The following is a 15649-nucleotide window of genomic DNA, read 5'->3' on the forward strand; positions in this document are numbered from 1 at the left end:
TTCCTGTAGATATTCACCCTTGGGTTTACACAAACGATATAAACGGACATGATATCAAAAGCTTAAAACTTAAACAATATAAATATAAGATTCTTCCTTCTTGCTTCTTCCTTTTTCCTTCTTCCTTCTTCCTTCTTTACTCAGAAATTTGGAGTTCATATAAATTCCAAAAACCTCCGGAAAGTTCAGTATATTGAATTCCTTTAATCCGATTTCGTATAGCTTCAAATTCTAGAGGATTGACCATATATATAAAAGGTAATTCCTCAGCAATAATTTGCTGTGCTTGACCATAAATTTCTTTTCGTTTTTCTTCATCTAGCACTTGAGACGCTCTAATATAAAGGTGGTCTATTTCTTGTTCCCAATCATTAATTTTCCAACCTTCTATGTTGTCTTCTCCAGGTTGAGGTCCTTGATTAAAAGTGTGTAATCTACCATTGACAGACCAAATATTATAACCACCATGAGGTTCAATACTTCCTCCGATAAAACCTCCTAGATAAGCTTCCCAATCTCTGGATAAAGATAGTCTTTCTACATAAGTATTGAAACTAAGAAACTGCATATTTACTTTAATACCTATTTTGGCTAAATCTTGATTAATTTGTGTTGCCATTTGTTCTCTAACTTTCCGACCCGCACTTGATAATAAATTGAATTCTACTCTATTATCTTCACTGTCTAATAATTCACCATTTTGATTATATTTAAAGCCAGCACTCAGTAAAAGTTCTTTGGCTTTTTCTGGGTTATAGTTGTAAATTTTTAAGCCTTCTTCAGGAGAGAAATAAAAAGGACTGGTGACTGGAATTGGTGAATATTGGGGCGCACCTAATCCACGGTATATATTATTGGTCATTGCTTCCCTATTAATTCCATAGGCGATCGCTTGACGAAAAGTTTTATTATTAAACCATCGAGATTTAAAGGGTTTGACAAATGGTTGACCTTGAGCATTCTTTGCCTCATTCAAATTAAAAGAAATAAAGCTAGAAGCAGATGTAGGACCGCCATTATAAATAGTATATTTGCCTCGTTTTTCTTCTCGTTTTAACAGAGGATACATTTCTGCTGCTACTTGAATTGTATCTAGTTCTCCAGAACGAAAATTTAATAGTTGGTTATCTGTGTTTTCGATGACTTGCCAGACAATATTTTCAATATAAGGCAGGTTATTTCCCCGATCATCTTTGCGCCAGTAAAATGGATTTTTTTCTAAAATAATTCGTTGATTTGGAGTATAACTTTTGATGCGATACATACCATTACCAACAATTTCTGTGACTGGGGTATCAGTTCCCCATTTTGTGAGATAGTTTAATTCTCCTTCCGAGTTAGTAGTACGAACTGATTCTTTTAAAACATGAGCAGGTAGAATAGGTAATCCTCCGGCATATCTGACAAAAGGAGCAAAAGGTTCGGGGGTAGAAAATTCTACACGGAGATTATCGATTTTTTTTACTGTTGGTAAAGCACCACTTTGACCGATTCTGAGAATATCTTTAAAGCTGCTAGGAATTTTATCATTGAGATATATTTCGTTATAGGAAAATACCACATCATCAACAGTTAAAGGTTCTCCATCTGACCACTTCAAATTTTCTTGTAAAGTAATAACTATTGTTTGTCCGTCTTCGGAAACTTCCCAAGATTCAGCTAATGCTGGTTCTAATTCTCCTGTTACACCATTTTCAATAATTAAGCCGTCATAAATATAACCAAAAACACTATATGCTGACTGATTTAATGGATAGTTAAAAGTAGAAGCATCGCTTGGTGTGGAAACTACCAGACGAGATTGATAATTTGATGGTGCTGGTCTACAAGAACTCAGGAAAAATATTAAAATAACTGTGCATAAAATTGCTAATTTACGATAGTTATTTTTTGGGGTATTAAAGTTAATCATCTTGAGGTAATTTATATATCTCTGTAACTAGATAATACCAAATTAAACAAAAATATTTCTGTTGTGAGCAAATAAATTTATTTATAAGTATTTAACTAGGTATGATATAATTTCCAGAGATATTTTATCAAAATAATTGGGTCGCTCAACCCCGCCTTTTAAGGGGAAACGTTTTTGGAATTTTGCTCTCATCCCCTTTACAAAAACAACTTCTTATTTCTGACTTCTAACTTCTGACTTCGTTAACCATCCACACCCAAACTAACTTTTTGCAGTCTTTCGCAATGTCTCTGAAGGCAACTCCCCAAACATAGTTTTGTAATCTTGAGTAAAATGACATGGACTGTAAAACCCAAATTCACTGGCGAGGATGCTTATAGTACAATTTTCGGGTTCGCTTGCTTTGAGGTGTTTTCGCACTGCATTAAGTCGTCGTATCTTGAGATAGCGCATTGGACTCACGCCAAATAAATCTTTAAAACCAAAAGATAACGCACGACTGCTACACCCTAAATTTTCAGCTAGTTGTTTTAAAGTCAGAGGTGTTTCCAAGTGTGCTAACATTTTTTGCTCTGCTAGGGCAATCAACTGTTCTCTTCGGGAAGGTTTGAGAAAAGACTTAGAATTTAACTTAATGGGAATATGACTAATTAACAAAGGAAGGAAATCATCAGTAATGAGTTTCTCGATGTGAGGTTTTTGTAACCAATTTGGTTCGTGTAGTGCTAACCAAAATAGTTGTTTCAGGTAATCTTTAATTTCATTCATCCCAGTTGGTAACAAATTCACATGATTTTTACTCAGGAAACTATCATCAAGATCGTGGCGTTGTAGTTTGTCTGCATAAGTATGAAAAGTTTTCAAAGGAATATAAATGTCGATCATCACTCCACCTTGAGAAACTACTAATGTAGTTTCCATTCCATTGAAACCAAAAATAGTCCTTTTAGGGTTAATGAGGTGATGGTAGGAGTGAAATTCCCCTTTATTATCGAACCAGACTATGGAAAAACTGCGATATTCTTTCAATTTATCGCCAAAAGCTTGAGTCCCCTGATTTGTCTGAAGATATATGAAATATATGTCACCAACCTGAATAGAGAAAAAACTACCTTCAAGAGAACCAGGAGTAAGTTGTATTATTTCCACCCCACGATAGGCAAAAAACTCTTGGAAAGCATCCACATCTGTAAAGGATTTGGAGACAATATTATGATTGCTTGTCCCATACTCAAGATGATCCTGAGTAGTTTTACTATTTTTTATATTCATCAATCAACTTACTTTTACACCACTCCATCAAAAAAAATAATCAAACCAGTTATAAGTAAAACTAATATTAAATTCAACTTAGTTACTTAATTTGTATAACTGAGAAAGTTTCAATTTTTGATTATCCACAGAGATAAATTACCACTAAAGTAACTTTAGAAATCTTCGGATTACTCTGTGATGCTACGGAATGGGTATGACCCATCCTAATTCGATAGATCAATTCAAGGGTGTTTATTCAATCAAGGTTACTCAAGCGCTAGAAAATGCTCAAAGCTGATAGCTGGCTTTTGATTCCTTTAACTGTGAGATAAGTTTTTTAACCTCAGTAGGTAAGTGAAAAAAATTACAAGTACGTCCGCAGCGACGGTCGCTTTGTGCGGAAGGAAGCAATCTCAAGGGTTCCAACTGCTTTAACATTTTGTTACATAGTGAGGTTTATTTACGCCTACCTACTTAAAAATTAATTAAGGAGATTATTTTCGTGCAACGAATGATGAAAATGGGTGTCGCTATGGCGATGTCCCTATTGCTTGTGGTGTCAGGAATTTTACCTTGGCTCCCAACAGCACCAGCTTTTGCTCAAGAAACCACGACTAAACCCAATATCCTTGTGATTATGGGCGATGACATCGGCTGGACAAATATCAGTGCCTATGAAAAAGGCATTGTGGGTTACGACACCCCTAATATTGATAGCATTGCCAAAGATGGAATGCTGTTCACCGACTACTACGCCGAACAAAGCTGTACTGCAGGTAGGGCGGCATTTATCACCGGACAAAGTGGTCTGCGAACTGGCTTACTAAAAGTCGGTTTCCCTGGAGCCCCCTTTGGTCTTCAGGACGAAGATCCGACCTTAGCAGAAATGTTGAAGCCTCTGGGCTATGTATCGGGACAGTTTGGTAAAAACCACCTTGGAGATTTGAACAAGTTTCTGCCGACTGTCCATGGTTTTGACGAATTTTTTGGCAACCTCTATCACTTGAATGCAGAAGAAGAGCCAGAAAACGTAGACTATCCAGGTGGGCCAGATGGCGTATTTTCTAAGATCATCGGCCCTCGTGGGGTTCTCGACTGCAAGGCATCAGATGTCTACGATGAAAATCTCATGCCTGAAGACACACTTAAGCGCTTCGGTCCTTTGGGCTATCAAACCTGCGAAGACACTGGACCCCTGAATATCGAGCGGATGAAGACTGTCGATCGGGAGTTCCTGAACCGAACCAAGCAGTTTATCACCAACGCTGCTACCAACAATCAACCGTTCTTTACCTGGTTTAACTCAACTCGGATGCACTTCTATACCCATATTGATGATGATGTAGAGGGAATTAGTGGCCAGGGCTTCTACGGCGATGGAATGTTAGAGCATGATGGTCATGTGGGAGAGTTGCTAGAGCTGCTGGACAATCTAGACATTGCAGACAATACCATTGTTATCTACACCACTGACAACGGCCCCCATTATAATATGTGGCCTGATGGTGGTTTGAGTCCCTTCCGAGGTGAGAAGAACACCAACTGGGAAGCTGGTTATCGCGTTCCGACTTTGGTACGTTGGCCTGGTCATATTCCTGCGGGAACTGTTTCTCACGAAATTTTCTCTCACTTGGACTGGGTACCAACGCTGATGGCAGCAGCAGGTGTAGATGACCTGAAAGAAAGCTTGAAACAGGATTGTCCTGAAGATGGCTCGACCAAGTTCTGTGGAACTTATCTAGATGGGTATAATCAACTGTCCTACTTGACAAATCCTGAGAATCAACGTGGGCGACGTCCAGGCTTCATCTACTTCAATGATGAAGCTCAACTACCAGGGGTTCGCCTTGGGGATTGGAAAGTAGTCTTCGCCGAACAACGGGCACACTATTTCGACGTTTGGCGGGAGCCATTTGTGAAGTTACGTCTACCTAAGCTATTTAACTTACGTCGCGATCCTTATGAACGGGCAGATACAGATTCCAATAATTACAACGATTGGTATTCTCGCCGGACTTATATGTTGCTGCCAGCGTTTGGCATTGTCCAGAAATACCTGGATACCTTTGAACAATATCCTCCCAGTCAGGCTCCCTTTAGCTCCGATCTTGACAAGGTTATTGATGAAATCATTGATGAGATTAGCGTGAGCACGGGCGACTAGCTCTGAACCTGGTCATCTGTAGGTCATTTGTAGGGTGGGTAATACCAAAAAACGAGGTCTAAAGCCTCCCCTTGGATAGGGGATGAAAAAGCGGTCGTTTTCGGCTAAGAGCCGACATGAAACGCTGCGCGACATGAAAAGCGGAGCTTCCCGAAGGGTGGGATGGATAGGTGACCTAACCATATCCAATCAACCAAGAGAATATTTAATTCAGTATTTCAAGCCTCCGAGTTTAGTCGGAGGTTCACTGATAACTGATCACTGATAACTGATCACTGAAATGACCCACCCTCATAGAATTATTGCCCTGGAAAACTGATGACAACATATTGACTGATAAACTCTTGCATCTCTAATTCAGCCAAGGCTTTAGGGTTCCGAGCTAGCGTTCGGGACTCTACAGCCCATCCCAAGACTAGATTGTGTTTTGGGATGGGCTTTAGGGTTCCGAGCTAGCGTTCGGGACTCTACAGCCCATCCCAAGACTAGATTGTGTTTTGGGGTGTGGCCTGAGATTGTGTTAACCCCTTTTATGAGGTTTTATCTATGTTTTTCAATGGTCTTTTGCACCGAATGGTGAGAGGCGTTGTGGCGTTTACCATCGCAACATCTCTCATCCTCACAACAACTGTCCCACCAGTAATGGCACAGCAAATTCTGCCCCATCCCGACGCCCCATTTTCGGGTAAAGTCGGGCTAACTACTGATGCTAACGACTCTGTAGCTGATGACCTGCAACTGAAACTGCCTTCTAACTTTGGTATAGAAAATGCCCCCAATATCTTGGTGGTGATGCTGGATGACGTTGGCTATGGTCAATTCGGTACTTTTGGTAGCCCGATTACGACTATTAAGGGTAAGATGGGTAAAAAGAAGGAAGTCCCGATGATTAACACCCCGGCGATGGATCGGGTGGCGGACAATGGCTTGCGCTATACCAAATTCCACACCACTGCAATGTGTTCCCCCACACGAGCTGCCCTACTTACCGGACGAAACCACCACTCCGTAGCTACTGGTGCCCTGACTAATGGCTCAACGGGATACCCTGGATATAACAGTATTATTCCCCAAAATGCCGCCACCTTTGCCAAAGTCCTTCAGGCTTATGGTTATGGCACCGCCTGGTTTGGCAAAAACCATAACGTTCCAGAGTGGGAAGTCTCGGAAGCTGGACCATTTGAACATTGGCCTACAGGCTTAGGGTTTGACTACTTCTATGGGTTTATCGGGGGCGATGTTGACCAATACCACCCTCCCATAATTGAAAATACAACCCGTGTTATACCCCCGGCAACCAACGCCGATGGTACCACTTATCACTTCAACACTGATTTAGCCGATCATGCGATCAACTACATCAAGACTCAAAAAGCCCTGATACCGGAAAAACCCTTCCTGGCTTATTTCGCCACTGGTGCTACCCACGCCCCTCACCAAGTTCCTCAAAAATGGCTCGACAAATATGACAAATATAAACAAGATAACAATGGTGAAAGTATGTTCAGTATGGGGTGGGATAAATTCCGCGAAAAGACCTTTGAGAGACAGAAGACGTTAGGAGTAATTCCCAAAGATGCTCAACTAACCCCTCGTCCTGAGGATGATTTACCCGCCTGGGATTCTTTAACGACTGATGAACAGGCATTGTATGCCCGGATGATGGAAGTTTATGCCGCTTTTACCGAGCAAACCGACGAGGAGATCGGTCGAGTAATTGATGCGATCGAGGAGATCGGTGAATTAGATAACACAATGATTATCTACATCGCCGGCGATAACGGTGCCAGTGCTGAAGGAGATATTGAAGGACTTGTGAATGAATTAACCTTTTTTAACAAATTGGATGAACCCTTTGAAGACAAACTAGCCGCCATGGATACCCTCGGTGGGGAGATGCACTATAATCACTTCCCCGCCGCTTGGGCTTGGGCAATGGATACACCCTTCCAATGGACAAAACAAATTGCTTCCCACTTTGGCGGTACTCGCAACGCTATGGCAATTTCTTGGCCGGCTCGGATTAAGGATATTGGTACCACCCGCTACCAGTTCAGCCACGTCATTGATATTTTCCCGACTATTTTAGAAGCCGTGGGTATTCCGGCTCCAGTTAAAGTCAATGGCGTAGATCAAAAGCCCATCGAAGGCACGAGTTTGGTGTATACTTTTGATGACGCTACTGCCCCGACTAAGCATACCACTCAATATTTTGAGATGGTGGGCAACCAAGGAATCTACCATAATGGCTGGATGGCAAGTGCCATACGGGGTGTGCCTTGGGCTGACGAAAACCCAGACGACATCGATGTGCTGCACATGAACTGGGAGCTTTACAACATTGATAAAGACTTTTCCCAGGCCAAGGATCTAGCTGCTAGAAGACCCAAAAAGCTAGATGAAATGATTAAGCTGTTCTATGCTGAAGCCTCTAAATACAACGTCTTTCCCCTGGATGACAGGAAATTTGAAAGATTTGATGAGTCCTTACGCCCGACGATTACCGGAGATCGCAAAACCTTTACCTATCCCGATCATTTCCGGACCAAAGAAACTACAGCCCCTAATATGAAAGGCAAGGACCACAGCATCACAGCCGATGTGGACTTTGAGACAGGTGATGAAGGGGTACTGCTCACCGTAGGGGGACGTTTTGGCGGTTTTGGACTATTCATCAAGGACGAGAAACTGGTTTACCTCTACAATCTCGCCGGGATAGAGCGCTATGAGATACCGTCCACCGAACCTTTACCCACGGGCAACGTTACCTTTAAGGCAGAATATATCACTGATAGTGAAGAACCTGGTGCTGGAGCAACAGTCACTCTCTATGCTAACGGAAACAAGATTGGTACAGGTCGCCTTGAAGAAACTCTTAAGATTAAATTTAGCAACGACGGAACCTTCGATGTGGGCTTTGATACAGGGACACCTGTAATTGACGATGAATATGAAATGCCCTTTGACTTCACTGGAACCTTGAACAACGTTGAAGTCAAATTGTTATCGGAAATGGTGCCCCTCCCAATTTTCCCAACTTCGGAAGAGATGAGTTCGGAAATGGAGCCCATCCCAACTTCGGAAGATATGAGTAATGAAGACTTCTGGGACACAATAATTCAGGAAGTTATTCGATAAAGTGACTGTTAAGTTGAGTAACTAGCGATTAGAGATTAGGATGTGAAAGTTTTGTATAGTTTTGACATCCTAATCAAAAAAATTGGAACATAGTTGCAGTCATTGCGATCGCTAAACTCAAATAAAACCGATGACAACCCATTGACTGATAAACTCTTGCGTCTCTAATTCAGCTAAGACTGTAGAGTCCCGATCGCTAGCTCGGAACTCTACAGACTATCCCAAGGCTATCCAGATTAGTTTTGGGATGCAGCCTGAGATGCGTGTTAACCCTTTTTATGAGGTTTTATCTATGTTTTTTCACGGTTTTTTGAACCGGATTTTGAAAGGAGTAGTGGCGGTAGCGATCGCCATCTCCCTCCTATTGGGAAGTATTACTCCCACTGTCTTGGCAGAAGAAGCTGTTGATTGTACGGTTGAGGGAGCCTGCCTGCCATTCCCGCCAGTGCCATCAGCCAGCGTCGCCGGACCGACTTTGGACGAGTCCACCATGAAACGGCGCGAGGAACCGAACCGTATACCCATCGAAGATCCGCCCAACATCCTGATTATCATGCTGGATGATGTGGGCTTCGGGCAGGCTGACACCTTTGGTGGCGAGATCCACACGCCGACTCTAAGCCGTCTGTGGGATGAAGGGATTGCCTATAACACCTTTCACACTACCTCCATCTGCTCGCCCACCCGCGCCGCTCTCTTAACAGGGCGCAATCACCACCGGGTCCAATCAGGTACGATCGCAGAATATGCGGTGGACTGGGATGGTTACCTGGGGGTTATTCCCAAGACCTCCGCCACGATCGCGGAAGTTTTGAGCGAATACGGCTACAAAACCTCTGCCTTTGGCAAATGGCACAATACCCCAACCAATGATACCACAGCAATGGGTCCATTCGATCGCTGGCCTACTGGGCATGGTTTCGACTATTTCTACGGCTTCATTGCCGGTGAAACATCTCAGTATGAGCCGCGCCTCTATGAGAACCTCAACCCCATAGAGCCGCCCCACGACGAGTGTGACAACCTGATAGAGCAGTTCCAGGACGAGTGTTACCACCTGAGTGAGGACATGGCGGATAAAGCGATCGCCTGGATGCGTCACCACCGTTCCTATTCTCCCGACAAACCCTTCTTGATGTACTGGGCACCAGGGGCAGCCCACGGTCCTCACCACGTCTTCAAGAAATGGGCAGATAAGTATAAGGGTAAATTCGATGACGGCTGGGACGAGTACCAAAAGCGAGTCTTTGAAAACCAGCGGGACGTCCTGCACTGGATTCCAAAAGATGCCGAGCTAACTCCTCGACCTGAAACCATAGCAGCATGGGATGAGATTCCCGAGTCGGAACGTGACTTCCAACGGCGGTTGATGGAGGTCTATGCAGGCTTTCTCGAACATGTGGATACCCAAGCTGGTAAGGTGATCTCGGAACTCGACGATCTGGGCATTCGCGACAATACCATCGTCTTTTATATTGTTGGTGACAACGGAGCCAGTGCCGAAGGTCAGGAGGGCACTATCAGCGAATTTCTTGCCCAGAACCTAATTACCAAGACGGTCGAGGAGCAACTTGATGCTCTTGAGGAACTAGGCGGACTTGATGCCCTGGGAACCAAACAAACCGAAAATATGTACCACGCGGGTTGGGCCTGGGCAGGGGATGCCCCCTTCCGTTATACCAAGCTAGTTGCTTCCCACTTCGGTGGCACCCGCAACCCCATGGTAATCTCCTGGCCTAAGGAGTTCAACAAGCCCGATGGCATCACCAGGAATAAAACCATCCGGTCTCAGTTCCACCATGTTAACGATATCGCTCCAACTATCTACGATATCCTGGGCATTACCCCCCCTGAAGAGGTTTACGGCTTCAAGCAAACTCCCCTCGATGGGATTAGCATGAAGTACACCTTCGACGATGCCAACGCACCGGGTCAAAAGAAGGTTCAGTATTTTGAGAACTTCGGCAGCCGAGGCATCTATGAGGATGGCTGGTATGCCTGCACCTTCGGTCCTCAGGAACCCTGGAATACAGCTGAATCAGCAGCCAAATTAAAAGAGTGGGATTCCACTCAGGACGATTGGGAACTGTATCACATTACCGAGGACTTCACTCAAATGCACGATCTGGCAGCTCAGTACCCAGAGAAATTGAAGGAAATGAAAAAACGGTTCTTGGAAGAGGCAGAAAATAACTTGGCATTCCCCATTGGGGGCAGCCTGTGGATCAACATTCATACCGAAGACCGGATCGCGAGTCCCTACACTAGCTGGGTCTTTGATGAAGGCACAACTCGTATGCCTGAATTCACTGCACCGGGTCTAGGTCGTCAAAGCAACCTGGTTACGATCGATGTCGATCTGAAAAAAAATACTTCCGGCGTTCTCTATGCCTTGGGAGGTTCCGGTGGCGGTGTGAGCTTGTTTATGGACGACGGAATTCTCAAGTACGAGTACAATATGCTGCTCCTAGATCGTTATAAGGCTGCATCAGATGCACCGCTCTCTGATGGTCATCACACCATTGAAGTAGAAACAACCATTGAGAGTTTAGAGGAAGCAGGTGAAGTGGTTACAGGTGAAGTGGTTATACGAGTGGATGGTGATGAAGTCGGCCGAACCACTATCGAACAAGTCGTCATCGGAGCCTTCAGTGCCAGTGAAACCTTTGATGTGGGCACGGATCTGGGGGCACCAGTTTCCCTAGACTATGCCGAACGCGCTCCCTTTGAGTTCGACGGGACGATTAACACTGTGAAAGTTGAGCTTGGAGATTCAATTGAACCCTACCAAGCTTCGGAAGATATGAGTAATGAAGACTTCTGGGACATAATCATTCAGCAGCTTGAGAAACATTATTCAACTAAGTAGCGATCGCTATTCACAGGACTTACCCATGAGGTAGGAAAAACGTAGGTTATCCAACAGCCGGATCGAATGCCTAAGTAGCTAATGAATTTAGTTTCGATGGGGCGGGTTGAGTGACCCAATTGGGTGAGCATTGCTCACCCTAATTACTCGGAAGAATAAACCTTACAAACTAGGACTAACAAAAATATGTCAATTTATAGCAATATTAAACTTTTACCGGTCAGATTAACTTACTAACCTAAGTTCGACTGAACTTCCTGGCTGTAGTCAGTCGGGAGTTTTTCCCTCTCATATTAAATAAATGAAGTTTCTTTGTTCATATCAAATCTCCATAATTACTATACTCAAGTCATTGCGACTTACACTCTGTGGAAGAAAGCAATATCCGCACACCCCTGAGATTGCTTCCTATCGTCGCAATGACGACTGTTCTCTATATAAAAGCTATTCTCCACATCAGAAAAAAGATTCTACGACTCAAATTATGAATAATTCTCAAAATTATATTCAAAAACTCTTAATTGTTCTCAGTGTTTTTATTCTTGCCGTTACTATTTTTAGTCCGAGTGCATTTGCCGTACCCTCTTCTACTTGTCCCCAAAATATGGAATTCATTCCCGGAGGAGAGTTCAAAATGGGTTCAGATAAACCAGAATTTATCGAAGAACTACCTGTAGAAAATGTGACTGTCAGTTCATTTTGCATTGACTCCCACGAAATTACTAACGCCGAATTTACCAAGTTTGTTGAAGATACAGGTTACGTTACCGTCGCCGAACGTCCTCTATCAAAATCACAATTTCCTGATTTACCAGATGAGGAGCGATCGCCTGGTTCTATTGTTTTTGAACCTCCCGCAGAAGGCATTCAACAAGTCGCTTATCTGAGTTGGTGGCATTGGGTTGTGGGAGCAAACTGGCAACATCCCTACGGGCCCGATAGTAATATTAGCGGGAAAGCAAACCATCCCGTTGTTCATATTGCCTACGAAGATGCCTTAGCTTACGCCAAGTGGGCAGGAAAACAACTTCCCACGGAAGCTCAATGGGAATATGCTGCCAGAGGTGGTTTAAAAGAATCTACTTATAGCTGGGGTCAAGAATATTCTGCTAAAAAAGCCAACACCTGGCAAGGATTTTTTCCCTTTCTAAATACCAAAGCGGATGGCTATTTGGGAACTGCTCCCGTTGGTTCCTTCACGGCGAATGGTTACGGTTTATATGACATGACAGGTAACGTTTGGGAATGGACTGCCGATTGGTATCGGGTTGAACGAAAGGACATGGCTCATAGCGTTAATCCACAAGGTCCCAGACAAGCGGAAAGTTTTGACCCCAAAAAACCTGCCGAGGGTGCCGTACACGTGATTAAAGGTGGTTCACACCTCTGTGCTAAAAATTATTGTAGTCGCTATAGACCTGCTGCCAGAGAGTCTCAAGCGCCTGATACAGGAACAACCCATATTGGTTTTCGTTTAATTACACCTTTCTTATAGCTAATAGTTATAAACCTACTGCAGATAAACGTTGCAGAGATATGCTTGCTGCTTGAGATACTTGAGGATGACTATCTTTTTCTAAATATTTCAAGGCAGATATACTCTTAGGAGTAGGCATATTTCCTAAAGCTTCTCCTAAACGTTGGCGAATTAACCAATCTTCGGAAAGGGCAAATTTGAGAATATGCTCCACTGCTTCTAAGTCTCCAATTTCTCCTAAAGCCGCGATCGCTGCTTGTTGTATCACCATCTCCTGATTATCTAAAGCTTCTATCAATAAATTATGGGCGCGTGGATCTTTCAGGTTTCCCAGAGAAACTGCCGCACTGAAACGTACTAACCAACTGGTATCTTCATAAAATGCTCTCGCTAAGGGTTCAAAAGCTCTAATATCCTCTAGATAACCTAACGCCCCCGCCGCATCAGCGCGAATGCCATAATCTGCATCTTTTTCTAACAATTCTACTAAAATTGAGTAGCATTCCTCTGTCTGTTTTATACCCAGGGCAAATACTGCCATGGAGCGTACTGGTAAATTTGGATCATTCAATACTTTTTTAATCAAAGGTACTGCCTCAGTAGCAGATACTTCTCTTAGATGGGCCAGGGCAAGGAGGCGATCGCGAGAATTTTCACTATCTAATTGGACAGATATTTGCTCTAAACTCATATTTTGCATATTTGGCCTTTATTTGTAAAACTTTACATTTATCTTATATTATAGTTATTGACATCCTCCCGACGCTGCTCTATGAGACAGCGCGGCATTCCCTCACATTGCTGGTAGGGGCTTTCTGTTGCCTCTTGACAGAGGAGCTGCGTTAACATAGTACCCGCCTTCCGGGATTTACTCCCTTCGGGTCTTACAGTGGCTCCACAGACTGAAACTGCGAGTCCTGCAGCCTTCTGGGATCTGGGTTCTGGGAATATATAGAAAAAAAGTATTTTTGCTTGCTATGAGATGCACCCATTCTTTTTTCACGCTTGGTCTAATAGTAAAAGATAACAGAGGAAAGACAGAAAGCATAGGAAAATATAATTATTATCCAGAAAAGAGAGAATAGGTATGGAGGGAACAGGTTTATTGTAAACCGCAAATCTACTACTTATTAATCAATCAATTTATTAAATACTTCTTGATTTCTAATATCGTCAAAGTCTGGTTCATTTTTTGCCATTTCCTGACATCTACTAGCATTGAGACTAATTGCTTTTTTCAAGGTTTTTAAACCTGCTTCAACTTCACCTTTCAACACACAACAACGAGCCTTATTATACCAAGCACTAAAAAAGTCAGGTTTAATTTTTGCTGCATTATCATAACAAGCGATCGCCTCTCCATAAATACCTAACTTCATCAAAGCAACTCCTCGATTATTCCACGCATCGCTATAATTATTTTTAATAGCAATTGCCTGATTATAAGACTTAACTGCCTCTTGATATTTTTGAATTTTTGCTAAACAAACACCACGATTATTCCAGGCATCAGCATAATCAGCTTTAACTTTAATTGCTTGTTCAAAAGAATTAATTGCCTCTTGATAATGCTGCAATTCTATTAAAGAAACACCACGATTATTCCAGGCATCAGCATAATCAGCACGAATTTGTAAAGCTCTATCATAAGAAGCGATCGCCTCATCATACATTTTTAATCTTGTCAATACCACCCCTCGATTATTCCAAGTATCTGCCATTTCAGGATGAATTTTCAAGGCTTGATTGTAAGAATAAATAGCTTCTTTGAGTCTACCTGCAAAGAAAAATTTATCTGCTTGTTTAGCATAATCATTTGCCATCATTAACGGTTCAGAATTATCAGTTTTAGCAGCAGAATATTGAATCAATGTATCCTTTTGCAGTTGTTCTATTTTTTCGTCGGCTTGTTGACTTTGTTGTTGCAGTTCATCTAATATTATTTGAGCTTCATTGACGATTTCTTTTAACTGAGATATTGTGTCATATTTAAAACTTTCAATTTCTTGCTCTGTAATAAAAATTTTGTTAGATAATTTTGTCTGAAGAAACCAAATCCAAATGGCAGCAGAAGCGGGAAATAAAGTCAGCAAAATCAAAAAAATACTGAGCAATGATGTGGCATGACGAAATGTATAATCTACTTCTTCTCGCACGCGACTACGAATTTCTTCTTTCAGTTGAAAATTTTCTACTTTTTCCTGATTTTGAGCTAGTAAACTATCAATTTGATGAGTTGCCAAATTTTTATTTTCTGGGAATACAGATAATAACGTTAAATCATTTTTTTGTTGGTAATTATCGTTAATTTTATCCTTTGTCCCTTGACTATACGCAGAATTTCCACTAATAGAAAATATTAGGGTGATAATTAAAATATAAATTGACTTTGGTAAGCCTTTACTGAGGTTTTTTAACATCTGCTTGTGGCAAAACTCTACCATGTTATATATAGCAAACTTTTTGAAATTTGGTATTATGTCATGTCCGGTTAAACAGTTATAAATAAACGACGAAGGAGTCAGTCTTCAGGAGTCATAAGGAAATAAAGAAGAAGAAAGAGGAGGAGAAGGAGAAGGAGAAAGTTTTTTGATCACTAATTATCCGGACATGATATGAGGACAGATCGACAACTTAAAACTCAGACAACGTTATTTCAGTTATCAGTTATCAGTCATCAGTCATCAGTTCTCAGTTGTAAGATTTTTACTTCTTCCTTCTACCTTGAAGAAGGAGTCAGGAGTCAACCCACCCCTAACCCCTCCCCTCCTGGGAGGGGAAGGACCTCCTCAGGAGGGAAAATTGCATGGGGATAGTCTTCGACAAGCCGCTCCG

Annotated in this window: 8 protein-coding genes; 4 read left to right on the plus strand and 4 right to left on the minus strand. The window is 42.4% G+C overall.

The genetic code is table 11. From position 1 onward, the window contains the following. Positions 1-136: 136 nt before the first annotated feature. Both D5R40_RS23215 and D5R40_RS23220 read right to left on the minus strand, forming a co-directional pair. On the minus strand, positions 137-1912 hold the full coding sequence (locus D5R40_RS23215; RefSeq protein ID WP_124146944.1) for an ABC transporter substrate-binding protein: 1776 nt from the start codon (positions 1910-1912) through the stop codon (positions 137-139). 261 nt (positions 1913-2173) lie between these two features. Further along, the gene (locus D5R40_RS23220; RefSeq protein ID WP_124146945.1) at positions 2174-3184 is read right to left on the minus strand and encodes an AraC family transcriptional regulator; all 1011 of its coding nucleotides are present in this window, start codon (positions 3182-3184) and stop codon (positions 2174-2176) included. Between the two features lie 493 nt (positions 3185-3677). On the opposite strand from D5R40_RS23220, the gene D5R40_RS23225 reads away from it, so the two are divergent. The 4 genes from D5R40_RS23225 to D5R40_RS23240 all read left to right on the plus strand — a co-directional run bounded on the left by D5R40_RS23225 (position 3678) and on the right by D5R40_RS23240 (position 12832). Next, entirely contained in the window at positions 3678-5330 is a 1653-nt protein-coding gene (locus tag D5R40_RS23225; protein ID WP_205127513.1) for an arylsulfatase, read from the plus strand. A gap of 546 nt (positions 5331-5876) precedes the next feature. Continuing rightward, a complete protein-coding gene (locus D5R40_RS23230) occupies positions 5877-8468 on the plus strand; it encodes an arylsulfatase (protein ID WP_205127514.1) in 2592 nt (863 codons plus the stop codon). A gap of 292 nt (positions 8469-8760) precedes the next feature. Beyond that, entirely contained in the window at positions 8761-11337 is a 2577-nt protein-coding gene (locus D5R40_RS23235) for an arylsulfatase (RefSeq protein ID WP_124146946.1), read from the plus strand. Positions 11338-11689: 352 nt separating this feature from the next. Next, positions 11690-12832 (plus strand): formylglycine-generating enzyme family protein, encoded by a 1143-nt coding sequence (locus D5R40_RS23240; protein ID WP_240039149.1) that lies wholly within the window; start codon positions 11690-11692, stop codon positions 12830-12832. Between the two features lie 7 nt (positions 12833-12839). On the opposite strand, the gene D5R40_RS23245 is transcribed toward D5R40_RS23240, so the two are convergent. Both D5R40_RS23245 and D5R40_RS23250 read right to left on the minus strand, forming a co-directional pair. Further along, on the minus strand, positions 12840-13514 hold the full coding sequence (locus D5R40_RS23245) for a HEAT repeat domain-containing protein (protein WP_124146947.1): 675 nt from the start codon (positions 13512-13514) through the stop codon (positions 12840-12842). Positions 13515-13944: 430 nt separating this feature from the next. Next, positions 13945-15234, minus strand: a complete 1290-nt coding sequence (locus D5R40_RS23250; RefSeq protein ID WP_240039150.1) for a tetratricopeptide repeat protein — start codon at positions 15232-15234, stop codon at positions 13945-13947. Positions 15235-15649 lie beyond the last annotated feature (415 nt).

Origin of the sequence: Okeania hirsuta (genome assembly GCF_003838195.1) — a bacterium.
GTDB classification, from domain to species: domain Bacteria; phylum Cyanobacteriota; class Cyanobacteriia; order Cyanobacteriales; family Microcoleaceae; genus Okeania; species Okeania hirsuta.